General features: G+C 61.5%; 20 protein-coding genes. 6 read left to right on the forward strand and 14 right to left on the reverse strand.

Annotated features, from left to right (window positions below; genetic code table 11):
* Positions 1-5: 5 nt before the first annotated feature.
* Both RX331_RS36875 and RX331_RS36880 read right to left on the reverse strand, forming a co-directional pair.
* On the reverse strand, positions 6-3,374 hold the full coding sequence (locus RX331_RS36875; RefSeq protein WP_317254461.1) for an adenylate/guanylate cyclase domain-containing protein: 3,369 nt from the start codon (positions 3,372-3,374) through the stop codon (positions 6-8).
* 412 nt (positions 3,375-3,786) lie between these two features.
* Entirely contained in the window at positions 3,787-4,200 is a 414-nt protein-coding gene (locus tag RX331_RS36880; protein WP_317254462.1) for a VOC family protein, read from the reverse strand.
* Between the two features lie 83 nt (positions 4,201-4,283).
* Between RX331_RS36880 and RX331_RS36885 the strand changes: the two genes are divergently transcribed.
* Together RX331_RS36885 and RX331_RS36890 are read left to right on the forward strand one after the other, a co-directional pair.
* A complete protein-coding gene (locus RX331_RS36885) occupies positions 4,284-5,072 on the forward strand; it encodes a thermonuclease family protein (protein WP_317254463.1) in 789 nt (262 codons plus the stop codon).
* A gap of 99 nt (positions 5,073-5,171) precedes the next feature.
* Positions 5,172-6,659, forward strand: coding sequence for a M48 family metalloprotease (locus tag RX331_RS36890; protein WP_410708350.1), 1,488 nt, complete (start codon positions 5,172-5,174; stop codon positions 6,657-6,659).
* Positions 6,660-6,743: 84 nt separating this feature from the next.
* On the opposite strand, the gene plsY is transcribed toward RX331_RS36890, so the two are convergent.
* From plsY to RX331_RS36935, 9 genes are all read right to left on the reverse strand, one after another.
* Positions 6,744-7,430, reverse strand: a complete 687-nt coding sequence (plsY, locus tag RX331_RS36895) for a glycerol-3-phosphate 1-O-acyltransferase PlsY (protein ID WP_317254464.1) — start codon at positions 7,428-7,430, stop codon at positions 6,744-6,746.
* Between the two features lie 308 nt (positions 7,431-7,738).
* Positions 7,739-7,867, reverse strand: coding sequence for a hypothetical protein (locus RX331_RS36900; protein WP_317254465.1), 129 nt, complete (start codon positions 7,865-7,867; stop codon positions 7,739-7,741).
* A 160-nt stretch (positions 7,868-8,027) separates the two neighbouring features.
* Positions 8,028-8,417, reverse strand: coding sequence for a hypothetical protein (locus tag RX331_RS36905; protein WP_317254466.1), 390 nt, complete (start codon positions 8,415-8,417; stop codon positions 8,028-8,030).
* Between the two features lie 215 nt (positions 8,418-8,632).
* Entirely contained in the window at positions 8,633-8,908 is a 276-nt protein-coding gene (locus tag RX331_RS36910; RefSeq protein ID WP_317254467.1) for a hypothetical protein, read from the reverse strand.
* On the reverse strand, positions 8,865-9,668 hold the full coding sequence (locus RX331_RS36915) for a CarD family transcriptional regulator (protein ID WP_317254468.1): 804 nt from the start codon (positions 9,666-9,668) through the stop codon (positions 8,865-8,867). Before RX331_RS36915 ends, RX331_RS36910 begins: the two co-directional genes overlap by 44 nt.
* Before the next feature lie 417 nt (positions 9,669-10,085).
* Complete coding sequence (gene fdxA, locus RX331_RS36920; protein WP_283030876.1) at positions 10,086-10,424, reverse strand: ferredoxin FdxA; 339 nt, start codon at positions 10,422-10,424, stop codon at positions 10,086-10,088.
* A gap of 148 nt (positions 10,425-10,572) precedes the next feature.
* Positions 10,573-10,842 (reverse strand): RNA-binding S4 domain-containing protein, encoded by a 270-nt coding sequence (locus RX331_RS36925; protein WP_317254469.1) that lies wholly within the window; start codon positions 10,840-10,842, stop codon positions 10,573-10,575.
* 13 nt (positions 10,843-10,855) lie between these two features.
* Positions 10,856-14,284 (reverse strand): helicase-related protein, encoded by a 3,429-nt coding sequence (locus RX331_RS36930; RefSeq protein WP_317254470.1) that lies wholly within the window; start codon positions 14,282-14,284, stop codon positions 10,856-10,858.
* Positions 14,285-14,850: 566 nt separating this feature from the next.
* Positions 14,851-15,654, reverse strand: coding sequence for a DUF3108 domain-containing protein (locus tag RX331_RS36935; protein WP_410708351.1), 804 nt, complete (start codon positions 15,652-15,654; stop codon positions 14,851-14,853).
* A 559-nt stretch (positions 15,655-16,213) separates the two neighbouring features.
* On the opposite strand from RX331_RS36935, the gene rpmB reads away from it, so the two are divergent.
* Both rpmB and RX331_RS36945 read left to right on the forward strand, forming a co-directional pair.
* On the forward strand, positions 16,214-16,522 hold the full coding sequence (gene rpmB, locus RX331_RS36940; protein ID WP_057860560.1) for a 50S ribosomal protein L28: 309 nt from the start codon (positions 16,214-16,216) through the stop codon (positions 16,520-16,522).
* Positions 16,523-16,748: 226 nt separating this feature from the next.
* The gene (locus tag RX331_RS36945) at positions 16,749-18,326 is read left to right on the forward strand and encodes an RNA-directed DNA polymerase (protein ID WP_317254472.1); all 1,578 of its coding nucleotides are present in this window, start codon (positions 16,749-16,751) and stop codon (positions 18,324-18,326) included.
* A gap of 44 nt (positions 18,327-18,370) precedes the next feature.
* Here the strand turns inward: RX331_RS36945 and RX331_RS36950 are convergent, their stop codons facing one another.
* Entirely contained in the window at positions 18,371-19,855 is a 1,485-nt protein-coding gene (locus RX331_RS36950) for a DUF262 domain-containing protein (protein ID WP_410708049.1), read from the reverse strand.
* Between the two features lie 108 nt (positions 19,856-19,963).
* Positions 19,964-20,872 (reverse strand): hypothetical protein, encoded by a 909-nt coding sequence (locus RX331_RS36955; protein WP_317254474.1) that lies wholly within the window; start codon positions 20,870-20,872, stop codon positions 19,964-19,966.
* 171 nt (positions 20,873-21,043) lie between these two features.
* Between RX331_RS36955 and RX331_RS36960 the strand changes: the two genes are divergently transcribed.
* Both RX331_RS36960 and RX331_RS36965 read left to right on the forward strand, forming a co-directional pair.
* Entirely contained in the window at positions 21,044-22,339 is a 1,296-nt protein-coding gene (locus tag RX331_RS36960) for a DUF2235 domain-containing protein (RefSeq protein ID WP_317254475.1), read from the forward strand.
* Positions 22,340-22,561: 222 nt separating this feature from the next.
* Entirely contained in the window at positions 22,562-23,686 is a 1,125-nt protein-coding gene (locus tag RX331_RS36965) for a DUF2336 domain-containing protein (protein WP_317254476.1), read from the forward strand.
* A gap of 124 nt (positions 23,687-23,810) precedes the next feature.
* Here the strand turns inward: RX331_RS36965 and RX331_RS36970 are convergent, their stop codons facing one another.
* Entirely contained in the window at positions 23,811-24,911 is a 1,101-nt protein-coding gene (locus RX331_RS36970; protein WP_317254477.1) for an LLM class flavin-dependent oxidoreductase, read from the reverse strand.
* Positions 24,912-25,162 lie beyond the last annotated feature (251 nt).

Raw genomic sequence — 25,162 nt, forward strand, 5'->3', positions numbered from 1 at the left:
TTCCGCTAAGCGGAATGCCGGTCAGGAAGACACATGCCCAGCTGAGCTCCTAACCCATGCTTGAGCAGACTTTCCGCTTCCCTGATTTCGGGGAGATTTTCCTCCGAATCAAAATGGACGAGGATTGGCGCGAGCACTGCGGAGACCGCGCCCTCGCGGCCGCATGCACGGTAGAGCTGCGCAAGTCGAACTGCGCTCCGTAGTTCGAACGTCTTCGTCTGTTGCGTGCGGGCAATGTCGAGCGCGCGGCTGAACGCGTCTTCGGCCATCGGGATATCGGGCGGGTCAAGCCGCAGCAACAGCTCACCCTGGCTGCGATGAAGTTCGGCGTCGAGCCAATGCTGCCCGGATTGCTTCGTCCAGGCGATCAGCTCCCGCAGGATCTCCAGTCCGGCCTCGATCTCGCCGGCTTCTGCTTCCGCCACGGCAACCTGCATTCCCCAAAATGGTTCGCAAAGATAGCAGTCGTTTTCGCGAAGCGATGTCCAGCCCCGGCGCATTTCCGCAAGCCCATCTGTCCGGTCGCCGGCGCGCCACTTGGCCAGGCCATTCAGGTAGCCGCCGGCAGCCACATACAGCGGCATCGTATGATCGCGGGCGAGCGCGAGCGCCAGGATCGTCTCCGTTTCCTGCAGCATGCCGCCACAGAGCCCGTCAAAGACGGCTTTGTGAACCAGCGCGTTGGCTTGCGAGAGCGCTCGCGTTTCTCCCGTGGCACGCACCGCCTCAGCCGCGAGCCGGCGCGATCGATCGATCCTGCCGAGCGGCCAAAGCACCAAAGCAAGAAACCTCATGATGACGAAGGGCAGGTCCAGCGCCGACGCCTTGAAGGTCGCCGGATTTGGTTCGGCCTCATAGGTTGCCAGGGCGCGCTCGAGATGCAGTTGAGCATTCAGGTAATTGCCTGCGAACCAGCACGTTACGCCGGTTGACCAATGAGCCATGACGGCAGCCACGGGTGATCCCGGGCGCCGCTTGGCCGCGATCGCGATCGCGTCCGCCAAGTCACGCATCGGCGCAAGCTCGCCGTGAGTGAGGCACGCATTGAACAGGCCGGAATGAATCGGCGCCAGTTCAACCGGATCATCGATATCAGCCGCGAGCCGTTGGGCTCGCTTCCATGCGGCCACTGTTTCGGGCGCGCTGTGCCCAAGGCCGCCCCGGAGCGCGCGGCCATAGGCGATTTGAAGCTGCAGCCGGCTCATGGTCCGGCTGGGCTCGTGCGGCAGACCATCTGCAATGGCAATGGCCTCGCCGAAATGCGCGATCGCCTCGGTATAGGCGGAGCGTCTCAAAGCCTGCTGGCCGGCGGTGCGCCACCATTGAAGGGCGGCTTCGCTCAATCCGGCTTGGGTAAAGTGGAACGCAAGGACTTCCGGCTCCGCCTCCGCGATGACCGGAAATGCATCGCGCAAAACCTCGCCAATGTGCTTGTGGAGCAGTTGCCGCCGGCTCTTGAGCAGACTCTCATAAGCGGTTTCCTGAACCAGTGCATGTTTGAAGGTGTAGGTCGCCTCCGGCGGCGTCCCCTGGCGCATCAGCAGCTCGGCTTCTTCGAGTTGCGCCAGCGCCGCGTTCAGCGTCAGATCATCGCGCCCTGCTACGGATCGCAGCAGCGTGTAGGAGAATTCGCGACCAATGGCGGCCCCGATCTGTGCCACTTCCTTGACCGGCGCGAGCCGGTCAAGCCGCGCCATCAGCGAATCCTGCAGGGTCTCGGGAATGGCCAGCGGCGGCAGCGGACTGTCGAGATGGTAGCGCCCCGCCTCTTCGGTAAGCAGTCCCGACTCCAGCACCATTTTGGTCAATTCTTCGACAAACAGCGGGACGCCATCCGTCTTGTCGATGATCTGCGTCATCATTTCTTTCGGCAGCTGCCGGCCGACCGCCACCTGCTCGACCAGCGCGCGCGTGTCCTGCCGATCGAGCCGGTCCAGCCGCAGCAGGTTGACATTGGTGAGCCCGGCCCAAGGCGGCTCGAACTCGGGCCGGAATGTCGCGAGCGCGAGCACCGGCAATCGCCTGATGCGATCGACGGCAAGATCGAACAGCTCGAGCGTCGTCGCATCTGCCCAATGCATGTCCTCGCAGACGATCAGCAGCGGCTGCCGCCGTGCCAAGCCCTCGAACTGGTCGAGCAGAGCCGCAAAGGTCTGTCGCCGCTGCTGCACCGGACTTAAAGCCAAAGGTGCGTAGCGTTCTCCGGTCGGTATCGAGAGAAGCGCGGCAATGAGCGGCGTTACGCTGGCCACCTCCTGCGTTCCAAGCGCAAGCATTGCCTCGATCTTGTCGAGCTTTTGCTCAGGGCTGTCCTGCAGCTCGATCCCGGCAGCGCGTTCGAGCTGAGCGATGAAGGGATGAAGCGCACTGTTCGAGTGGTAGGGCGAACATTGATAGCGCAGCCGCAGCGGAGCCCCCAACGCGGCGCTCTCGGACAGGGTCGCCACCAGCCGTGATTTACCGATCCCGGCTTCACCGGAAATCAGCACCACCTGCCCTTCGCCCTGCCACGCCAGCTGCTGTCGGGACAGCACGAACTCGGTCTCCGCCTTGCGCCCGACAAAGCCGACGGATCGCATCGTCCGCACCGCCTCGAAACGGCTCTCGGACGCGGCCGCACCTTGGACCGCCCACACCGAGATCGGCTCCGAAATGCCTTTGACCTCGCGCTGTCCGAGGTTCTGAAAGGTGAAGAGATCACCAAGGAGTTGCCGGGTCGAAGCCGCAACCACGACTGCTCCCGGCTCCGCCAGGCTCTGCAGCCGGGCAGCGATGTTCGGTGTGTCGCCGACCATCGCCTGCTCCTCCGACGTGCCTCCACTGGTGAGGTCGCCTACCACCACGAGCCCGGTCGCGATGGCGATCCGCACCTCGATCAGTCCTTGGGCATGCGTTTCGAGTTGCTTCATCGCCGGAATGATCTCGAGGCCGGCGCGCACAGCGCGCTCCGCATCATCCTCGTGGGCGCGGGGGTAGCCGAAATAGGCGAGAATGCCGTCGCCGACGAACCGGGCTATCATGCCGTCGTAAGCGGCGATCACCTTGGCGCAGGCGGCGCGATAGACCCGGATCACTTCCCACATGTCCTCGGGATCGAGGCGCGCCGAGAGCGCCGTCGATCCGACCAGGTCGCAGAACATCACGGTGAGATGCCGTCGCTCGGCATTGTGCCGACGAGCCGCGGCTGCTTCATCCCGGCCAAGTTCGGCGATCGCCCGCAGCATCTTGCGGCGATGGCCGAGCAGGACTCCAAGCCTGTCGAAGTCCTCGTCCTTCAAGTCGGGAAGGACACTGATATCGATTCCATTCTCGGCAAAACGCTTCGCGTATTGCCCGATCCCCAGCTTCTCGAGCCAGTCCGCAATCTGCTGCATTGTATCCACCCGAGTGTGTGGTTGACAGCAGGCCGAATTGAGGGCCGCGGCAGCGAAACGTTATCTCAATATCTCGGACATGGCACGCTCTGATGCAGACATTCTTCGCCGGGTTAGCGCGCGCTTTCGTACTCAAGGCGGTGCTCTGCTACGGTGCTCGCTACCAAGCAGCGCATCACATGATGGGGACAACTCGATCGGGGTGCGCAGCCGATTTGTAACAAGCAGCATTGCGCGCTCATGAATTCATTGCTTGGTGTTGTAGGCAAAACGATGTGCCGCCGTGCGCGAAGAGCGCAACTTATCATCCTCCATGCGCAACATGATGGGTATGGCTTCGCTGCGTCCATCCTGTACACTGCGGGACGCTGAGCGCTGAACGTTGGCACAGTCCGTAGGATGGGAAGAGCGGCTACGCCAGCAACCCCTTCCCCGGCACGTAGTTGAGCTCGAGCCGGATGCCATCGGGATCCTCGAACAGAACAGAATAATATCCCGGCGCCCACTGGTCCTCGCGCGGTGCGCGGATGATTTTGGCGCCGAGCGTCAAAAGGAAGGCATGCAGTTCGTCGACGTCGGCGCGCTCGCGGGCGCGGAAGCAGAGGTGGTGCAGGCCGACGCGCTTCTGCTCGAACGCGGCGCCCGCATGCTCCGCCGACGGCGCGCTGATGCCGACCGCGGTGCGGCCGCCGACGCAGTAATAGGTCGTCTCGGTCTCGATGACAGGTTTGAGGCCGAGAAACGGCAGCAGCTTGCGATAAAAATCGCGGGACCGTTCGAAATTCGAGGCGGTGAGAAAAATATGCGCGATGCCGTTGACTTCCATTGTCTCCCCCTGCTCAGCTATCTAAGGTAGCAACACGGTTTCCGATCAAGCATACTGGAACAGGCGAGACAGTGAGCAGCGCTATGGCCCGTTCGATATTGCGCGGCGCCGCCTGGCGTCCGGCAAGCGTCGTATCGCTTCAGCTGCTGGCGTGCATCGGGCGCGCTGACGCCGCCGATTGTGCGCTGGAGCGGCAGGGCGAAGGCCGCGTCGCCACTATCGTCGACGCGCGCAGCTTCCGGCTCGACGACGGCCGCGAAATCCGCCTCGCCGGCATCGAGCGGACGGGAACCGACCGGGCAAGTGCCAGGGCGGCATTGTCGGCCCTCGTCGCGGGCCGCGAGGTGATTCTCCATGGCGAGGACGACACGCCGGACCGCTACGGCCGCCAGACGGCTTTCGTCTTCGTCGCCGACTCGGAACACTCGGTGCAAACGGAGCTGCTCCGCCGCGGCGAAGCGATGATTTCGAGTGACACAGCCGAGAAAAATTGCGCCGCAGCGCTGGCAGCAGCGGAACAAACGGCCAAGGACGCCAAATTGGGCATCTGGGCCGAAACCGCGGCCATAAAAAACACGGAAAGTCCGGGCGATATTCTGGCCGCGATTGGGCACTTTACGGTGGTCGAAGGCAGAGTACTGTCCGTTCGACAGGCGGGGGCAATCACCTATCTGAATTTCGGTCGAAACTGGACACGGGACTTTGCTGCGACTATTCCAAGGCGCATCATTCCGGCGTTTGAGGGAGCCGGCCTTGGACCTAAGTCGCTTGAAAATAAAAGGATTCGTGTTCGCGGCGTTGTCTCGTCGCGGGGAGGACCACGGATTGAGTTGCTCCGGGTGGGGCAGATCGAGGTGCTGGGCGGGAAATAGCGCTTGATCCGAAGACTGGGCACCGGTTTTCGCTTAGGATCAGGCGCGAAACAGGGATGAGATTGCGGTTCCGGTGGGGGCGTGATCTTAGTGGCTGATTTGACGCATCGTGCAGGACGGCGCGAAGGAAACACGGGCTGCCGACTTCTGGCTGCGCCGGCGCTTGTCTGCGCCGCGCTGACGCTTTCCGCCTGTGGAAATCTGGGAAAAATCGAAACCGCCGCACCGACCGTGCCGGCGCCGAAGCCGTCCCGCATCGTTGCACAGACACCGGCGAGCGAGCGCGAGCACGAGCGCATCCTGGCCTCCTATGGCGGCGCCTACGACGATCCGAGGCTCGCCACCCTGATCGGCAAGACTGTCGACCGCCTGGTGGCGGCCTCCGACCGGCCCGACCAGGCCTACCGGGTGACGATCCTCAATTCCGGCGCCGTCAACGCCTTCGCGCTGCCGACCGGCCAACTCTATGTGACGCGCGGCCTGATCGCGCTCGCCAGCGACACCTCGGAACTGTCCTCGGTACTGAGCCACGAAATGGCGCATGTGCTGGCCAAGCACGCCTCGATCCGCGAAGACCAGGCGCGGCAGGCTGCGGTGGTGACGCGTGTCGTCACCGACATGAGCAATGATCCGGATCTGACGGCGCTGGCGCTGGCGAAGACCAAGCTGACGATGGCGAGCTTCTCGCGGCAGCAGGAATTCGAGGCCGACGGCATCGGCGTCGGCATTTCGGCCAAGGCCCATTTCGATCCCTATGGCGCCTCGCGCTTCCTCGCCGCGATGGAGCGCAACGCGGCGCTGAAGGCCGGCAAGACCTCGCTTGATCCGCGCACGCAGGATTTCCTGTCCTCGCATCCGGCCACCCCCGAGCGCGTGCAGAATGCGCAGGCCAGCGCCCGGCAATACACTTCCCCGCAGGGCGGCGAGCGCGACCGGGAGACCTATCTCGCCGCGATCGACAACATCGTCTATGGCGAGGACCCCAGCGAAGGCTTTGTGCGCGGCCGCCGCTTCCTGCATCCGAAGCTCGGCTTCACCTTCCAGGCGCCCGAGACGTTCACGCTTGATAACACCGCGCAGGCCGTGATCGGGGTGCGTGAAGGCGGCACGCAGGCGATGCGCTTCGACGTGGTGCGCGTGCCGGCCGAACAGTCGCTTGCCGACTACCTCAATTCCGGCTGGATGGAAGGCGTCGACAAGGGCTCGACCGAAGACCTCATGATCAACGGCTTTCCGGTGGCTTCGGCCTCCGCGAACGGCGATCAGTGGCAGTTCAAGGTCTTCGCGCTGCGCTACGGCAGCGACGTCTACCGCTTCATCTTCGCCGCCAAGCAGCGCAACACCGAAAGCGAGCGCAATGCGCGCGAGACCGTCAACTCGTTCCGCCGCCTGACGCTAGAAGAAATCCAGGCCGCGCGCCCGCTGCGCATCAAGGTGATCACGGCGCAGCCCGGCGACACCGTGGAATCGCTCTCCCATCGCATGACCGGCGTCGATCGTCCCGCCGAGCGCTTCCGTATCCTCAACGGCCTCGACCAGCACGCCCAGGTCAAGCCGCGCGACCGCGTCAAGATCGTAGTGGATTGAGCCCGGGCCGTACCACGCGCCGATCGATTTCGGAAGCCCCGGTGTTATCAATCGTCGTTGCTCAATCGTCCTTCCGTGCACGCGCTAGGTTTGTGGTGCCGCTTTCGCTTCCGGACTGCTTTGCCCAAGGCTCGGCTCTGTCCCGGCCAGGAGCCGCTGAATGTTGGCGCGATGGCGTACAACCACATAGACGCCGCCCGCGATCACCAGTAACCGGTAGGGCAAGGGCTGCTCCAGGAACAAGACGAGGGCAGTTGCAGCCAGCGCCGCCAGCATCGAGCTCAGCGAAACAATTCGGAAGACGGCCAGCGCAACGCCGAAGACCGCTGCGGCACCCAGACCCACCGGGTAGGACATCGCCAGCAACACACCGAGCCCCGTCGCGGCGGATTTTCCGCCTGTAAAATTCAGCCAAACCGAACGGCCATGCCCCAACAATGCGGCCAATCCAGCAAGGCACACGGCCCACGGCACAAGGGTTTGCTGATCGAGCGCCACCAGTGGCGCGGCCGGCGGCCATGTTGAGAGCCAGGCGTAGAACCAGCGGGCAAAGATGACCGCCGCCACGCCCTTCAGCACGTCGATCAAGAGCACCGCCAGCGCGGGCCATTTCCCCAAGGTGCGCAACACGTTTGTTGCGCCGGTGGATCTGGAGCCATGCTCCCTTATATCGATGCCCCTGAGCAGCTTTCCCGCCAGATAGCCCGTGGGCGTCGCGCCGAAGAGGTAGGCGATCGCCAATCCAACCGCACTCACCATCCAGAAGATCATGGGACAGCCTTAACGCCCGATTCAGGCATCATCATGCTGCATCCGAAAGGTGGCCGCGAAGGTCACTGGATCAGAGAACGTGCCGAGAGGAAAGACACTTGAAAGACGCTTGGCGACCACGAGTCCGCCTCGACCTATCCATGTCATTGCGAGCGCGGCGACTTATCCGACGTAGCTCGAAGAGCGAAGGCGGAAGCAATCCACGCCCCAACGCTGGGATCGGTGAATTGCTTCGTCGCGTCAGCGCAAAATTGCCGCGCAATTTTATCGCGAATTCCGCGCAATGACGGCGGCCGCCAAACCGTCCATCAAGAATTATCTGCAGCCTCGCGCGCGAGACGCTCGGCCTTGAGCCGCTCGAAATTGGCCCGGAAGGCGTCGTCGGCCTTCTTGCGCTCAATCAGCGCCTGCTCGGCATCCTCGCGGCGTTTTTCCATCAGCGCGGCTCGCTCCTCGCGAGAGCGCGGCGGTACGGTTCGGTTTTCATAAGTCATCAGTGTCAACGCATCAGCGCGCCAGAAGTTCCCTTATCGGAAACCTGGTCTCGAACAAGCTGCCCGGCGAAATCAACGCCGGACGGGCGACAAGGTTCTTCGCTCAGAGCCCACGGGCGCGCGCCTGCCACCGCGATTCAAAACTGTCGGCATCATCGGTCATCTGCGCCCGCGCGTTCAGTGGATCGCTGCGCTTCTCTGTCACGACACCGACGGTTATCGCCTCGGTGGCTTTGGCTTGCGCAGCGGGCGCGGGAGCCTTGGCTTGCGCCGGCGTCGTGGCAGGCCAGCGCAATGCTGATTTCGGAATCACGATCTTGCCGGCGTACCAGCATTTGCGGCCATCGATCAGGCGCCACGACCAATGTCCTTGCGCCTTGGCGGGCACGCGAGCACTGCATTCCTTGACCTGCGCAGCCGGCGCGCCGATCGGAAGAAGCGCAGCCGACAGAGCTGTCATCAGAACGGCGAAGAAGACGTACTGGCCTTTCATCGGATCCCCCTTGCGGTAGATGGATGCGGCGGGGACCATCTCCTTCGATTCGGGTTACAAGAGGTCGAAAACTCGTCCTTTCCGCGCTGAGAAATTGAAATGGAACTCGGGCCTTGGTTCTATGGTCGCGCGCCTCGATTGCAGGCCATCGCCCGAATGTCTCCCGCGGCAAATCAGCTACGCAAATTGCAAATGGCCGGAACAGAATCGCCGGCTCAGACGTCACCTACCTGACATAAGGGGAGACGCCGCATGGAAAACTTTTTGCTTTTCATCCTGTCGAGCAGCTTCTGCACGCTGGTGACGAGCGTGGTTCTCTTGTTGCGGCCGATCACGGCGATGCCCTGAGGGATCGGGAACCGCCGCGTCCGCCGTGGCACGCGCATCAGTGCAAACAAAAAGCCCGGTCTTTCGACCGGGCTTTTGATTTCATTGATCGAGAGCCTTTCAGGCGGCTTCGTCCGCCACGGCTGCATCGTCACCGTCGGCATCGACATCCGCCTCGTCGGCTTCAGCGTCAGCTTCGGTCGCCTCAGCCTTGGCGCCGCGGCGCGGGCTCTTGGCGAGCTGGCTTTCGATTTCCTTGACCGCCTCGGTCTCCGTCGAATGCTGGACGACAGCGATTTCGCGCGACAGGCGATCGAGCGCCGCTTCATAAAGCTGGCGTTCCGAGTAGGACTGCTCGGGCTGCGATTCGGAGCGATAGAGGTCGCGGACCACTTCGGCGATCGCGACGATGTCGCCCGAATTGATCTTTGCTTCGTACTCCTGCGCCCGGCGCGACCACATGGTGCGCTTGACCCGGGCACGGCCCTTCAGGGTCTCCAGCGCCTTCTTGACCAGCGCCGGCTCGGACAGCTTGCGCATGCCGACATTGGCGACCTTGGCGGTCGGCACGCGAAGCGTCATCTTGTCCTTCATGAAATTGATCACGAACAGCTCGAGCTTGGCGCCCGCGATCTCCTGCTCCTCGATCGCCAGGATCTGGCCGACGCCGTGAGCCGGGTAGACCACGAATTCATTGGCCTTGAAGCCCTGACGCTGGGTCACGACCTTCTTCGGCTCCTCGACGCGCGGCGCAGGGGCGGCCGGCTTGTGGGCAGGGGCCTTCGTAACAGCAGCCTTCGGAGCAGCGGCCTTCACAGCGGTCTTTGCGGGAGCCTTGTTCAAGGGAGCCTTGGCAGCAACTTTCGCAGCAGTGGTCTTCGAACCCGTCGCTTTCGCGGCGGTCTTGGCAGTCTTTTCTGGCATCGCGCTTCTTTTGTTCTTGGAGGACTTTGCAGCCGAAACCTTCCTGGCGTCCTTCATGGGCGCCTTGGCACGGCCCTTGGTTGCGCTGCGGCTGGCCGGAGCGGCTTTTTTAACGTTCTTGGAAGCACTCTTTTTACGCGTTTTCTGTGACACAGCCTGCGCGCGGAACTGCCACGCCCCTGTTCGATGTTTTTACGGGAACCCACCGGGGCCACAGGATACACATGGCCGGGATCGGCTTGTAATGTGCCTAATATAGCACATTTTCCGCAAAAATCAATGGTTTACGGCCGGTTCCGGGCCTTTACGGGGCCGTTTCCGCCATAAGCCCGGTAACAGGGTTAAATCCGACAAGCTGGTTCGGTTCAGATTGGGGCCGAAAACAGGCTCAATGAGCCCTTAACTTATCCACAGCCTTTAGTCGCCGGCGCCGGGCTCCTTGGAAAAATATTTCTCGAACTTGCCTTCGACACCCTCGAATTCTTTCGCGTCCGCCGGCGCTTCCTTCTTCTGGGTGATGTTGGGCCAGCTCTTGGCGTACTCGGTGTTGACCTCGAGCCACTTCTCCAGGCCCGGCTCGGTATCGGGCTTGATGGCGTCGGCCGGGCACTCGGGTTCGCAGACGCCACAATCGATGCATTCGTCGGGATGGATGACCAGCATGTTCTCGCCCTCGTAGAAGCAGTCGACGGGGCAGACCTCAACGCAGTCGGTATATTTGCATTTGATACAGGCTTCAGTGACGACGTAAGTCATCCAGCGCTCCGAATAAGGCTCCGAACAAGGCAGCGAAACGGATCAGATTTCCGGGGTTTGCGTAGCGCATGCAGTGCGCTGCCGCAAGGGAAGCAGCGGGCCTTTGACGGCCCAATTTCAGCCTTCCGTGCCAGCCTTTTGCAGATAGTTACGGCTTGCCGCTGTGCAATTCGTCATAGAGCACGCGCGCGGCTACCGCATCGCCCCGCCGCTCGGAAAAAGCCACCACCTTGAGGATGCGCACGCCGCGATCGAGCCCGATGGTGAGGACATCGCCGACCTTCACCGAGTGTCCCGGCGCCTTCTCGCGCACGCCGTTGATGCGGACATGGCCGGCCTCGACGAGCGCGGCAGCGGAGGTGCGGGCCTTCACCACCCGCGCATGCCACAGCCATTTGTCGAGACGCTGCCGCTCCAATCAACCCTCTTGGTTATTCCTTGCGGCCGGCGAGCTGTTCTTTCAGCGCCGCGAGCTTTGCGAACGGCGAGTTCGGATCGGCGACGCGATCGCGCTCGCGCGGGCTCGCGCTGGTCGCCCATTGCCGATGCGAGGGGCCGGAGTCGCGCTTATCGCGGCCGCCCTTGTCGCGTCCGCCGAAGTCACGGCCGCCACGCTCGCGATCACCCTTGTCGCGTCCGCCCTTGCGGTCGCCCTTGTTGCGATCGAATTTGTCGCGCCGCTCGTCGCGGTCGCGGCCCTTGCCCTCGAAGCGCTCGCGCGGCGGACGGTCCTGACGTGTTTGCTGACGCGCCTCGGCCGGTGCTGCTGCGCCCTCAGCGGCAGGCACGCTTGCGGCTTCGCCAGGCGCTCCCTCGCGCGGTTTTCTGAAATCGCCGTGGCGACGGCCGCGGCGGTGGCGCTGCGCGCCCTCGCCTTCGGCAGTCTGCGCGCCTTCCGCGGCGCGGCCGTGATGGCGCTGACGGTTGCGATCGTGATGCGGGCGACGCTCGTCGGATCGTCCGCCGGGCCGCCAGACCTCGACGAGCTGCGGCTCGGCGGGTGTTTCAGCCTTCGCTTCTGCTTCGGGCTTGGCCTCTGCGGCAGCCTCCGTGGGCGCGGCCACTGCGGCAGCGCCTTCGGCCGGCGCTTCGCTCGCAGTCGCAGGCTCGGCTTCAGCTTCCGCAGCGCTGACGGCTTCCGGCGTCTCCTGCTCCGGCGGCGCATCCAGGATCGCGGCTTCCGCCGGCGTGACTTCAGGCGCAGTAGCCTTTTCGGCTACCTGCGCGAAGGGCGTGACTTCCGGGAGCAGCGATGACGACGGCGCAGGATCGCCGGAAACAGGCAGCTCAGCGGCGACTTCCTCGGCCGGCGTTTCGGCCGTTGCCTGGGCGCTCGCCTCGACTGGCGGCGTCTCGGCGGCGACCGTCTCCACCACTTCCACCGGCTTCGGCGGCAATGGCGGGCGGCGGTCCATACGATAGCCGAGCGCGCGCAGGATCGAGGCAAAATCCTCGCCGGCCGATCCCGTCAGCGAGGTCATCGCCTGCGTCACCACGAAGCCGCGGCCGTCGAACGCGCCAGCGGGCTTCTCGCCCGGCGAGGTCTCGCGCCAGGCCAGCGCGGGACGGATGAGATCGGCGAGACGCTCCAGAATATCGACGCGCACAGCGCGCTCGCCGCACTGGCGATAACCGAGCACGCGATAGGCATCGCGATGCAGCGCCTTGTCGATCGGAAACGATGTCCGGCCGGAGCTCGCCAGATGCTGCGCGCCAGAGAGCGCGGACATGTCGACATTGTCCTGCTTCTCGGCCCACAGCAGCGACGCCAGCGCACGCGCTGCGGGCTTGAGCAGCGCGGGGAAATAGATGTGGTAGGCGCCGAAGCGCACGCCGTATTTTCGCAAGGTCGCGCGCGAGGTCTGATCGAGATCCTTCATCTCGCTCGCGATCTTGCTACGCTCCAGCACGCCAAGCGCCTCGACGAGCTGGAACGCGATGCCGCGGCCGATGCCGGTGATGTCCTCGGCCTTCGACAGGCCGAACAGCGGGCCGAGCAGCTTTTCGATATGCGTCTTGAGCCAGAGATCGAGCCGCGTCTGCACGGCCTCGCGCGGCGCGCCCGAGAGCCGCTCGTCGGAGATGATCCTGATACGCGGATGCAGCGCGTCGTCAGCCGCAACGAGCTTTGCCACGGCATCGCCGGTCCAGCGGATGGTACCGTCAGAGGTCAGCACGAACTGGTCATCGGGAGCAGCGGCAAGCTTTGCCGCGCGCGCGTCGATCTCGCTCGCCAGCACCTGGCTCGCGGCGGCCTGTAGCGCCTTCGCGTCCGATCCCGCCTCCGCCACGTCTGGCGCAAAGGTAAATCCATCGAGCCGGCCGATCGTGTGGCCCTCAACAATCACTTCGCCGGTCTTGCCAATTTCCGTATTCAAAACTGAGTTCTCCCGCAGGCGGCGCATCAATACACTGGTCCGCCGGTCAACGAAACGCTCCGTTAGGCGTTCATGCAGCGCATCGGATAATTTATTTTCCACCTCACGAGTGATCCCCTGCCAGTGGTCGGGGTCGGCCAGCCAGTCCGGGCGGTTGGCGACGAAGGTCCAGGTGCGGATTTGCGCAATCCGGCCCGATAGCGTGTCGATATCGCCGGTGACGCGGTCGGCCTGGTCGACCTGGGCGGCGAACCACGCGTCAGGGATGCGTCCCTTTTTCATCAGGAATGCATAAAGCGTGGTCACCAGCTCGGCATGGGCGGCGGGGGCGATCTTGCGATAATCCGGGATCGCGCAGGCGTCCCACAGCCGCTCCACGGCGGCCGGCCCGTGGGCCATGTCCCTCACCTCGCCGTCGCGGGCGGCGTGATCGAGCACGCGCTGGTCTTCGGCGACCGGCGCGCGGGTCAAAACCTCATGCCCCGGCGGCAGCGCCAGCGAGACCTGCAGGCTGCCAAGCGAGGAGAAATCGAGCTTCGAATTCCGCCACTGCAGCATTTTGACGCTGTCAAATGTGTGGTTCTGCAGCGCGTTCACCAGTTCCGGCTCGAACGGCGCGCAGCGGCCTGTGGTGCCGAAAGTGCCGTTGCGGGTGGCGCGCCCGGCGCGGCCCGCGATCTGCGCGAACTCGGCCGGCGTCAGCCGCCGGAACTGATAGCCGTCATACTTGCGATCGGAAGCGAACGCGACGTGATCGACGTCGAGGTTGAGGCCCATGCCGACAGCATCGGTGGCGACGAGATAATCGACGTCGCCGTTCTGGAACATCGCGACCTGCGCGTTGCGTGTGCGTGGGCTGAGCGAACCGAGCACGACGGCCGCGCCGCCGTGCTGGCGGCGGATCAATTCCGCAATCGCATAGACTTCATCGGCCGAGAACGCGACGATGGCCGTTCGGCGCGGCTGGCGGGTGATCTTACGGTCGCCGGCGAATTCAAGCTGCGACAGCCGGGGCCGCGTGATGATGGAGGCGCCGGGCAACAGCCGCTCGATGATCGGGCGCATCGTCGCGGCGCCCAGCAGCAGCGTCTCGTCGCGGCCACGGCGATGCAGGATACGGTCGGTAAAGACATGCCCGCGCTCGAGATCCGCGGCGATCTGGATCTCATCGACGGCGAGGAATGACACGTCGAGATCGCGCGGCATCGCCTCGACGGTCGAGACCCAATAGCGCGGTGCCTTCGGCTTGATCTTCTCCTCGCCGGTGACGAGCGCGACGCTCTCGACGCCTGAGCGGTCCACGATCTTGTTGTAGACCTCGCGCGCCAGAAGCCGCAGCGGCAGGCCGATCACGCCGGACGAATGCCCCAGCATGCGCTCGATGGCGAGGTGCGTCTTGCCGGTATTGGTCGGCCCGAGCACGGCGGTGACACCCGCGCCGGGCGCGCGTTCGGAGGCGAACGAGGAAGGAGAGAAAGCCATTTGGTGCAGGTTTTTCTTAGTCCAGTGCCGGCGTCATTGCGAGGAGCAAATCGACGAAGCAATCCATCCATCCGTTATGCCGCGCAATGGATTGCTTCGCTTCGCTCGCGATGACGGATGTGGTCGTCCGGCGTCAATTCCGCCATTCTGTTTCACTTTGCGACGGTGATGCGGTCGCGGCTTAAGCTCTGGAACGAGTCTGGAACGAATCGCGTCCGAATCGCTGACTCCTCCCGAAACCTGATACGTTCACCGCAACATCTCGCGCTGAAGCGCACAGGGAGGCACTAGATCAAGTTTGCGCGGGCTCCACAAGCGGCGGTTTTGGGCTCGATTTCTTAAAGACGTGAGTCGAATCAGAAGTGGTCCGGAGTCAACATGATTCATGCTGGTTGCATCGGGTTCTGCCTCGGGCGCCCCTGCGCTCCCTCGCCCCGCTCTTCCGCGGGGAGAGGGTTGGGGTGAGGGGCTCTCTCCGCGAACTGTGAGCGTGGAGACAGCCCCTCACCCGGCGCTTCGCGCCGACCTCTCCCCGCGAAGGGCGGGGCGAGGTTTACTCTCAAGGCTCAATTCGTCTTCGCCACCCTTGGCGGCGCCGCTGATGTCACGAACGACGTCGCCTCCAGCATCGCAAGGCCCAGCGGGGTCGGAATGCTCATCCGGAACGGAACCAGGATGCGGGTTCCCGCGATCGGCACGAAGGCGATTTCGATGCGGCGTTCGGCAGCGAGGTATTTGATGACGGGGCGATCGGGGATGTAGCCGGCGACCGGGGTGAAATAGATGGCGCAGACCAGCGCCGGCCCGTGATAGCCGCGCTCGGCCTTCACCGTTTCCATGCGCTTGTAGTCGAGCTTGAGGTCGTAGCGCAGGCGGCCGTCGAAGATGCCTGCGCCGGTGCGGCAGGAATCCGGCGACAGCACCTCGCCATTGCCAGGCACGCGCAGCATCGAGCCGGTCATCGGATCGAGCACGCCCTTGCGGTGCGCGTCGGTGACGGGAATGCGGTCGGGATCGACAGGCGGTACCGGGTCGAACGAGAATTCCTTCACGTTGCCGTTCGCCAGCGACATCCGAATGGTCTCGGATTTTTTCTGCGTGGTGGTCGTCGCGGTATAATTGCTCGCCACCAGCGCACCGTTCACGATGCGGCCGACGCTCGCGCCCGAGCCGCTGCCGCCGGAAAATGCCTTCAAAAGCCCCGCGGTGCCGCCCTTGGCGGATGCGGCAAACGTGTCGTCGCCGATTTCAATGGTCCAGGCGCCCTTGCCGACCGGAATGCCGGCCAGCGTCGCCTCATATTGCGCATCCAGCCGCCCCTGCGCGGAGGCGCCTTGCGGCACGAGCGCCAGAAGCGCCCCGGCGAACAGGCAGAAAACGAGCCCGAGCCTTGAAGAGAGCGCGGGGGGAGAGGCGGCGCGAGGCGTGGTCACCAATGAAAAGTCCCGGGGTCGGCGCGTGTTGATGTTCATTTAGGCAGAAATATCCGGCAAACAACGCGTGTTTCGCGATAACCACGCAATTCCGACCTCTGCTGGCTACCCGCGAGCGGGCGGGATGGCTTGGGTCGCGGCACTCTCTCGAAAGCCATGGTGTCGGCGCGGATTGCGCCCTTTATATGGTCCCTTAAGTGACTGGAAGCCCTAGTAAACCAGCCGTTACAGCGGACGATACAAATCGCGTTTTCTAACGCAGCACGCCCTCGGACTTGATCCGTGGGGCGCCTTCCGGTTCGCGCTGAAGAAAACGCGCCAAAAACAGAGGCTTGGAACCTCTGCACGAGGACCAAAGCCGCCCCAACAACCTTGACCCGGCGGCCATCTCCCCCTATACACCCGCGGTTCCTGGAAATGGACGCGATTTTGGACCCCCGCGCGCTGGCCGCGTGACACGCTTGGCTTTGGCGGGGATGGAAGAGGATTTTGGAAAATGTCCCGGCGCTGCGAACTGACGGCCAAGGGCCCCCAGGTGGGCCACAAGGTGAGCCACTCGAACATCAAGACCAAGCGGCGCTTCCTGCCGAACCTGACCAACGTCACCTTCATCTCGGACGCGCTCGGCCGCAACGTGCGCCTGCGCGTCTCGACCAACGCGCTCAAGAGCGTCGACCACAATGGCGGCCTCGACGCCTACCTGCTCAAGGCCAAGGCCGACGTCCTCTCCCCCCGCGCCCTCGACCTGAAGCGCGCGATCGAGAAGAAGGTCGGCAAGCCCGCGCCCGTGAAGAAGGCGAGTTGAGCCAAAGCAACATCGGCGGATTGAGTTTGCAGCGGCCGGGTCGGAAGACCCGGCCGTTTTTGTTGGTAAAGCTCGGCAAGCCTAGCGGACAACTCTATTGTAGCTAACGGTGAAACCACACGCAAAAGCAGTGCCGGTAACTCGAACATGGTATAATTGAACCGATAACAACTCGACGCGGTTCCGACCTTTAAACTGGCTGAGACCTCTCAATGAGTAGGCACGCATGGCAACTCGTCTGTCCATCGGATCGATAGAAAGAGCAATTGAACACATCTCCACTTTTGGAGATACCGATGTCTTCCCGCATCCAATCGAAACTGCCTTCCTGGTCGAACAGAAGACGGAAATCGCCGCAGAGCTAAGCGCACTCGATCTTGAAACTTTTGAACCTGCGCAAGCGATAGAAACCATCGCGCCAAAAAGCCGTTGGGGATTTCGAATTGTCCATCAACTTCCATTGCTTGAGACGTTGCTTTTCACTGCCGCTGCCATCGAAGTAGGATCAGACGTTGAGAACATAAAACGGCCCATCGATGAATTCGGCCCGTTTGGATATCGATTTGACGGCACCAAGGCTGACGCATCTCTGTTTGTAGAGCAGCGCTCATACAAAGATTGGCTACAATGGCAACGCGATCAAATACAGCAGAACGCTTTCGTTTATATTGTGGCGACCGATATCGCAGACTTCTATCAGCGGATTTATTTCCATCGAATCGAGAATATTCTAGACGTCGCGACCGATCGGAAGGGCATCAAATCGTTCATCGAGAAACTCATCAAGAGAATACGCGGCAAGCAATCGTACGGTATTCCCGTCGGTGGCAGCGCCTCCAGAATAATTGCAGAGGCCATTCTAAGCGATGCAGACAGTGCACTTGCGGACGAAGGGATAGTTTTCACTCGCTTTGTCGATGATTACCGCCTCTTTCTGAAAGCCGACCAAACGCCATATGTGGCTCTCGCTTTCCTTGCCGAGCATCTCGCCACCACAGAAGGGCTTTCGCTGAATAACCAAAAAACGAAAGTATGGAGTGTCAAGGAATTTGAAGAAGTTCTTTTCGATCAGCAGGATGACGTTTTCGATAAAGCCGGACAGGCAGCTATCGAATCGCTGACTCACTCATTGTATTTTGACGAAGAGCCAGATGAGACGGAAGTTGAAGCAATTCGAGCCCTAAATTTGGTCGAGATGCTCGAAGAGGAATTAGATGAGGACCACTGGGACTTCGGCAAAATTAGGCTGATTTTTTTGGGGCTTCGCCTTACTGAAAATGCTGAGGCGATCGAACTTCTTCTTGAGCGATTTGATGAGCTATTGCCCTTCGTAAAAGAGTTTGTCTTGCTGGTGGATGCACTCCACAACGCAGGCATTGAGCTTAGCGTGGATCAAAAAGCTAAGGTTCTTCAGTTGTTAGAGGTCGGCGCGGCCGGCTCTGTTCCCACCATCCAAGTTTGGCTACTAGAACTATTCGTCAGGGGCTGCCTTGAGATCGACCACAAGGCGCTGACGAAGCTCTCAGCCAACACACTTAACCAACGACAAAGCTTTATCATCAGAGGGCTAAACAGCGACGTCAATTTTTTCCGGCGGAACAAAACACGCTTCGAAGAGCTGAACGTGTTTGAGAAAGGACATTTCATGCTCGGAGCAACTTGCTTGCCCCGTGATGAATTCATCAATTGGGTCGGAGCAGTCAAACCGAACCTTCGTCGGCCACTAGACGCGAGATTTTGTGATTGGATAAAGCACAAGTGTGGAAAGCTCGACGAAATAGTCAGCGACCGCATTCGGCAGTGAGCAGTCCAAAACAGCGAGGGGCGCTCTTCGAGACTAACAGAAATCTATTTTGATCCGACTAAATCCAAAGCCCTCTCGTACATGAGTCTAACTCGTCGCCTGATAAAGGTCTGAGGGTCGCCCTTTCGGAGTCCCTGCACAGCGTCGGCATCGATGAATTGGGACGCGAGCACACCCCACTCGCCTTTGTCAGCAGCAGCTAAAATCCAGCGACGAAGATCATTGCTAACCTGCTGTCTCAACATCGTCTTGTCTACCAGAACAACGTTGCCGAACAGGCGAGCCGAAATTGCATTGGTTAGACCACCAGACATCAGTTCCTGACGAGAAAACACGGTTTCAAAGAAATTGATATCCGCTCCCCCCATGAAAGTCGCCGGATCAATCGGTGCACTATCGACAATACTCTTGGGACTGCTCACGGCGTACATCGCGGCGAAGGTAGCTGATAGCGCTCCGCCACTCACTAGACGCCGCTCAAAGAACTCAATTTCGGTTAGCTTGAGCCGAGGCTCCAATCCTCGAATCTCTCCCTTTATCAGAGCTCGCCAATTTTCCAGCGCGCGCACAACATAATGGTCTGGCTTTCCTCTCAAACTTTCATTGAAACCAGTTGCCCAGTACCAGCGCGCAATTGAGCTCCAATACTCTTTGCCAGCCTCCTTCATACCTATTGTCTTGAACAGAAGCAGCAACTGCCCTTCATACGGAACGAAAGCAGAAGACCAAATTTGAAATGCTTCGCGCAAGAACTCTGAAACACGCCCTCCACACTCTACGGTCTGGGCAAACGCATCCGTCAGCCTCTTGGGCGCCTCATTGCGCAGTTGCAATAATCCGTCGTTCGTGGGAGGCATGCCCAGAACTAGTCCGACACATTTGATGATCGTCTCAGCACTAAGCTCAATCCTCTTTTCCGACAAAGCTGTGGTTGCGCTATCTAAGTAGTGGTTGAGATCGAAATCTTCCGCCCACGTGATAGCTCTCATGAAATCGACAGGATCAAGACGTGTTCCTGTTGAATTGATCTTTTCAAAGATTCCAACGATTCGGTGAACATCAGCACTCTTAATCACGACAACAGGCACCATATACTCCTGGAAGGCAGCCTGAAGCTGCAGCAACCTTTCGATTAGAATGTCGCCATCATTGAGTGACGAAAGGCGCGCTTGATGTTCTAGAAGTTGGCGAGGTGTAAACAGCGCCGAAAGCGGAATGAATCCATCCGTGAATAAGTCCAAGTCGTCTCTATGAGCAAAGGCTTGCTCTCGCAAATCATACAGGACATCGAAACGGACATCGTTTGTCGAAGCTCCGAAATGAAAGACTCCGTAGAGAGTCGACAAGCGTTGCATGCCATCCAGGATATAGCTGGTAGGATAGCGCTCCTTGACGTTCGGAAATGAGGTCGTGTCAGTCGGCGCTATCCTAAGCATTTTTTTGTCGACGCCCCATAGCAGGAGGCTGCCGATCGGAAATCCCTCCGCAACGCTTTCTAGGAGCTCTATGATTTGCTTCTCCTTCCACACAAACTCTCGCTGGAAGGCAGGTATACGAATGTCGCCAGACGTGATTTGCCTGAAGAGTGTTACGAGGTGAACGACCGAAGGTTGAGGTGAACTTATCGCCATATCTACCTAAGCTTTCTTGCCATCATCGGATGAAGCCTTCAGTGAGTCCGGATTTGTCGATGACTGCTTCTCGGAAAGTGGAGCGCTCTTAGCGAGCAGGGATGCGCTTCCATCGTCCTTAGCTAGCGGCTGTCGAAGCAAGTCATCCTTGAGATTTTGAATTACGCCCTCAATCAAGTGGAGGCCATGACCAAGATACGCCGAGCGAAAATCATGCGAGCTCGCGTCCCACTTCCAATCGTTATTCTTGGGGCCCGGACCGGAAGAGCGTCGAGCCTCATACAGTTCATGGGTCAGAATCGTCAGCACTTCGGCGAGCTGAGTTGACACCTGAATTTCAACCCAAACGTTTTTTGGAACAACTTTCGTGTCCAGCATCAACTCAACGGACACCTGAAGATAGAAGTGCCAAGCGTAGTAACCTGCGGCAGTGCTGAGCTCCCTGAACTTACTCTGGATACCATTCCGATCACAGAACTGCTTCAAGTCTTCGCAAACGAAGCGCGGCCCATCCAAATACTTGCAGACTAGTCGCGTTCGGAGCAGATCTTCAATTTTTTCGTAGAGCTGGCTCGATTCGATTCCACCTTCTGCAGGCGCATCAGGGTATTGCCGATTATACAGAACATTGGACCGGTACAGCTTATCCAGCATGCTGGCGAAAGGTTTGATGAGCAGTGGAAGTTCCTGCGGTATGGCGGGGTAAAAGAGCAGGTCTTGGCGCCCATGGGCATATCGCTCCGGCATTGACCTGAGTTGAGCGGTGATCTGCCCGAGCTCTGGGCTTGACAGAGCCGATTGATGGGCAGCACGCATATTGAATTGGTAAGCCCGTTCCGCCAACTGAGCGTTTTCGAAGCCGAGCTCAGCAATAACGCTTTGCAGGTAGTCGTCAGCCGTCGGCTTCGCAATCACGCCTAGTAAACCCCATTGCACGGAAAGGTAGCAGCCTAATACTTTTTCGTTTCGGGTCCAGTCCTTGGCCGGCCGGGCTCAGGCGTTATCCGCAGAAGTTGATAGGCCCATTCCTCGAAGAAGCGCGCTATACTCGCCAAGGTAGCACCCCCTGCCCCCCGCGAGTCCACCATGCGCAACATCATCATCTGCTGCGACGGCACCGGCAACGAGATTTCCGAGAACATCTCCAATGTGCTCAAGCTCTATCGCTGCCTGCGCAAGACGGAGAAGACCGAGCCGCGGCAGCTCGTCTATTACGATCCGGGGGTCGGCACGCTGGCGCGGCCGGACCCGTGGCACAAGTTCAAGCAGGATTTCAACGCCATCCTGGGGCTCGCCACCGGCTATGGGCTCGATGACAACGTGCTTTCGGCCTACGCCTTCCTGGTCCACCATTACCAGGCCGGCGACGCGATCTATCTGTTCGGCTTTTCCCGCGGCGCCTATACCGTGCGGGTGCTGGCGGGGCTGATTCACAAGATCGGCCTGATCACGCCCGAGCAGGTCAATCTCGCCGGCTCGGGGCTGATCGCCTACAAGCAGTTCTCCTCGGATGAAGCGCCGAAGCTGCGCGCAAAATTCAAGTCGGCGCTCGAGGTCGCTGCCGGGGAAGACGCGGTGCAAACCGCATTCGACAACGCCGCGCAGTTCGCGCGCATCACCTCCTCGCGCTGGCCCACCATCCGCTTTGTCGGCGTCTGGGACACGGTCGCGAGCGTGATCGTGCCACGGGCCGATCGGTTCTATTGGCCGAGCCTGGAGGAGCTCGCGTTCACGCTGGTCAACCCGAGCGTCGAGATCTTCCGCCAGGCGATCTCGATCGACGAGCGGCGCTGCATGTTCCGCCTGAAGAAGTGGGACGACCCGCAGACCTACAAGCCGGTGCGCTTCAACGACGTGAAAAATGCGCCGCAGGATATCTTGCAGGTGTGGTTCGCCGGCGTGCATGCCGATATCGGCGGCGGCTATCCGGAAAAGCAAAGCGGCTTATCAAAATATCCGCTGCTCTGGATGATCGACGAAGCCACGAAATGTGGGCTCAAGGTGAACCAGGCCACCGTCAACCAGCTCGCCTGGGGCGTCCAGCGCAAGGGCAGCCCGTTCTCCTACGTCGCGCCCGACATCCGCGGCGATCTCCACACCTCATTGAAGGGCGCGTGGTGGCTGCTCGAATATCTGCCGAAGAGTGCGCGCTACAAGGAATGGCCGGCGCGACAGAGCTATTTCGGCTATTACATCCCCGACGCCGAGCCGCGCTTCATTCCCGATGGCGCTGTGATCCACGAAAGCGCGCTGCAGCGCATGGACGCGCTGCCGAGCTACCGCCCAGTGAACCTGCCGAAGCATTTCGAGAAATTCCCCATGCCGATCCCGCCGGCGCATGCCAGCGCGGAAGAGCCGAAGCAAGCGGCGGCGGGGGATTGAGGCGCGCGATGCGCGGCCGCGGCTCGATCGGCGAGCCCGACTTCTCCCTCCCCCGCAACCGGGAGAGGGAGAAGAGCAGCGGCCATTGGCCGACCGGCCTCCGCAATACTACGGCCCCATTGTCGCCGCCGCGCGACCCCAATGGTTTACGGATCGTTCAACTCTGCTTCCTATTCTCAGCCATCTGCTGCCAGAACTGGCTCAAAACGCTCAGGACGAGCGATGCTGACACGATCGATCACAGCCGAGGTCGAGGCGGCCATCCAGGCCGGCTCCGCCGAAAAACATCTGGACGCGCTGCGGCAGGTCACGGACCTGTTTGTGCTGTCCGCCGAAAACTATTCCGGCGAGCAGATCGAAGTGTTCGGCGACGTGCTGGAACGGCTGATCAAGACGATCGAGCTGCGCGCGCTGGCCGACGTCGCCGCACGCATCGCGCTCGCTGAAACCTCCACCCAGCTTGCCTCCATCAAGCAGGCCCCGGCCGCGGTGGTCCGGCGCCTGGCGAACAATGACGAGATCACGATCGCCCGCCCGGTGCTGACCGAATCGGCGCGGCTGTCGGCGGAGGACCTCGTCGAGCTGGCCGAGACCAAGGGCGAGCAGCATCTGCTCGCGATCTCCGGGCGCTGGTGGCTGACCGAGATCGTCACCGATGCGCTTTTGAAGCGGCATTATCCCTCCGTCAGCCGGCGGCTCGTTACCAATCCCGGCGCGCGGATGTCGGCGTCAGGCTTTGCCATCGTGCTGAAGCAGGCCGAGAGCGATCCGGATCTCGCGGTCGAGACCGGCATTCGCGTCGACCTGCCGGCCGATCAGCGGCATCAATTATTGAAGAGCGCGACCGAGGCGGTGCGCCAGCGGCTACTGTCGCGCGCGCCGCCGCATATGTTCGAGGAGATCAGAAGCGCGATCGCGACGGCCGCGAACGGCGCCAGCCGCGAGATGTCGCGCACCCGCGATTTCGCCGCCGCGCGCCGCTTTGTCGCGGCGCTGGCCAAGCACGGCAAGCTGAACGAGCCGGCGCTGAAGGCATTCGCGAATGAGCGGAAGTATGCCGAGACGGTCGCGGCGCTCGCAGAGCTATCCGGCTCGGGCGTCGAGGTGATCCGCCCGGTGATGCAGAGCCTGCGCGATGATGGCGTCCTGATCCCCTGCCGCGTCGCCGGCCTTGACTGGGAAACCGTCGCCGCCGTGCTCGAGGCCCGCTTCGCCTCCGGGAGCATGGGCCGGCATGAATTGGCAAGGGCGAAAGAGCAGTATGCCAAGCTGACGGTCGAAAACGCCCGCCGCCTCCTGAAATTCTGGCAAGTCCGCGCCGCGGATGCGAAACCGCAGACGCATTAAGAGAAGAGGCGGGCAACGCTGCCTGCGCCGTCATTGCGAGGAGCGAAAGCGACGAAGCAATCCATCTATCCGTTATGCCGAGATATGGATTGCTTCGCTTCGCTCGCAATGACGGAGCCTGCCCTCACGCCGCCTTGGTGAGACCGGCGTCGAGGTGCTTCAGCCGCGGCATCACCTCTTGCTTCAACAGCCGCAGCGAATTGTGCCAGGCCTCGGGCTTGTGCTTGTAGTCGAAGCCGAACACCAAGAGCGTGCCGAAGCCGCCGACCTCGTGGTAGATCTTTTCGATCTTCTCGGTGACCGTCGCCGGCGATCCCACGATCCAGTTGTTGCGGGCGCAGTATTCGGCCGTCACATCGGAGTCCGCCACGTCGGGCGAGGCCTTGAGGTAGTCCTTGAAGCCGAAATGGCCGAGCAGCGGCAGGAAGTATTCGGTCATCATGCGGCCCATCATGTCGCCGACCGAAAGCCGCCACGCTTCCTCGTCGGTATCGGCGACGAACACCTCGCGCACCATGCGCCAGTCGCTACGCTTCGGCTTGCGCCCGGTTTTCGCCGCGCCGATCTCGACCGATTCCCAGTGGCTGCCGACATAGGCCGGGTTGAGGTTGAGGCTCATCGGGATGTAGCCGCGCTCGCCGGCGAGCTTGAGCGTATCCGAGCCCTTGGAGAGGCCGGCGACCCCGATCGGCGGATGCGGCGCCTGCAGCGGCTTGATGTGGGGTTTAAGGAAGTCGAACATCGTGTCCGGCTTGCTCACGGTCCAGAATTTTCCGGCGTGGGTCCATGGACCGGGCTCGGTCCACATCTTCAGAATGATCTCGAGCGCCTCGCGCGTCATGTCGCGGTTCTGGCCGGACATCCCGTCGACGTTGAACATCGCCCAGTCGCTCGGCAGGCCGCTTGCCGCGACGCCAAAGTTCAGCCGTCCGCCGGAAAGGTGGTCGAGCATCGCGACGCGGTTCGCGAGCTCCGCGGGGTGGTGATAGGGCAGCAGGAAGCCGCCGGGGCCAAGGCGGATGTTTTTCGTCTGGAGAAATGCCTGCGCGAGGATGAGATCGGGCGAGGGATGCGGCTCCCAGGGCGCGGTGTGGTGCTCGCCGATCCAGGCTTCCTGGTAGCCGAGCTCATCGAGCCAGCGCAGCGTCTGCAGGTCCCAGTCGTGGCCCTCCTTCAACCCGCACTCCGGCGGATGGGACGGCATCGTGAAATATCCGATCTCCATGGGCGTCCTCGCTGTATGTTGTTATTGAAAGCGCGTCTATCGCGCGCCAGCGCGAGCATAGCACCCGCGACGTGTGGCCGAGATATGACGAATTGTCTGGGCAGAGGTTCGCTTTCGAGGTCATTATCGAGGCCGTCATTGCGAGCGTAGCGAAGCAATCCATCTATCCGCTATGCCGTGACATGGATTGCTTCGCTGCGCTCGCAATGACGGAGAGAGCGGAACACTTGCCGCTCCTCTCTTGGGCGCAG

The sequence above is a fragment of the Bradyrhizobium sp. BWA-3-5 genome, assembly GCF_032917985.1.
Classification (GTDB): Bacteria; Pseudomonadota; Alphaproteobacteria; order Rhizobiales; family Xanthobacteraceae; genus Bradyrhizobium.

Coding starts and splice junctions, on each gene's coding strand:
- RX331_RS36965 (WP_317254476.1), top strand. CDS start 22,562: ATGCTGACACGATCGATCACAGCCGAGGTCGAGGCGGCCATCCAGGCC.
- RX331_RS36970 (WP_317254477.1), bottom strand. CDS start 24,911: ATGGAGATCGGATATTTCACGATGCCGTCCCATCCGCCGGAGTGCGGG.
- RX331_RS36910 (WP_317254467.1), bottom strand. CDS start 8,908: ATGCCGACGGTGACGATGCAGCCGTGGCGGACGAAGCCGCCTGAAAGG.
- rpmB (WP_057860560.1), top strand. CDS start 16,214: ATGTCCCGGCGCTGCGAACTGACGGCCAAGGGCCCCCAGGTGGGCCAC.
- RX331_RS36960 (WP_317254475.1), top strand. CDS start 21,044: ATGCGCAACATCATCATCTGCTGCGACGGCACCGGCAACGAGATTTCC.
- fdxA (WP_283030876.1), bottom strand. CDS start 10,424: ATGACTTACGTCGTCACTGAAGCCTGTATCAAATGCAAATATACCGAC.
- RX331_RS36900 (WP_317254465.1), bottom strand. CDS start 7,867: ATGGAAAAACGCCGCGAGGATGCCGAGCAGGCGCTGATTGAGCGCAAG.
- plsY (WP_317254464.1), bottom strand. CDS start 7,430: ATGATCTTCTGGATGGTGAGTGCGGTTGGATTGGCGATCGCCTACCTC.
- RX331_RS36905 (WP_317254466.1), bottom strand. CDS start 8,417: ATGAAAGGCCAGTACGTCTTCTTCGCCGTTCTGATGACAGCTCTGTCG.
- RX331_RS36880 (WP_317254462.1), bottom strand. CDS start 4,200: ATGGAAGTCAACGGCATCGCGCATATTTTTCTCACCGCCTCGAATTTC.
- RX331_RS36885 (WP_317254463.1), top strand. CDS start 4,284: ATGGCCCGTTCGATATTGCGCGGCGCCGCCTGGCGTCCGGCAAGCGTC.
- RX331_RS36915 (WP_317254468.1), bottom strand. CDS start 9,668: ATGCCAGAAAAGACTGCCAAGACCGCCGCGAAAGCGACGGGTTCGAAG.
- RX331_RS36875 (WP_317254461.1), bottom strand. CDS start 3,374: ATGCAGCAGATTGCGGACTGGCTCGAGAAGCTGGGGATCGGGCAATAC.
- RX331_RS36930 (WP_317254470.1), bottom strand. CDS start 14,284: ATGGCTTTCTCTCCTTCCTCGTTCGCCTCCGAACGCGCGCCCGGCGCG.
- RX331_RS36945 (WP_317254472.1), top strand. CDS start 16,749: ATGGCAACTCGTCTGTCCATCGGATCGATAGAAAGAGCAATTGAACAC.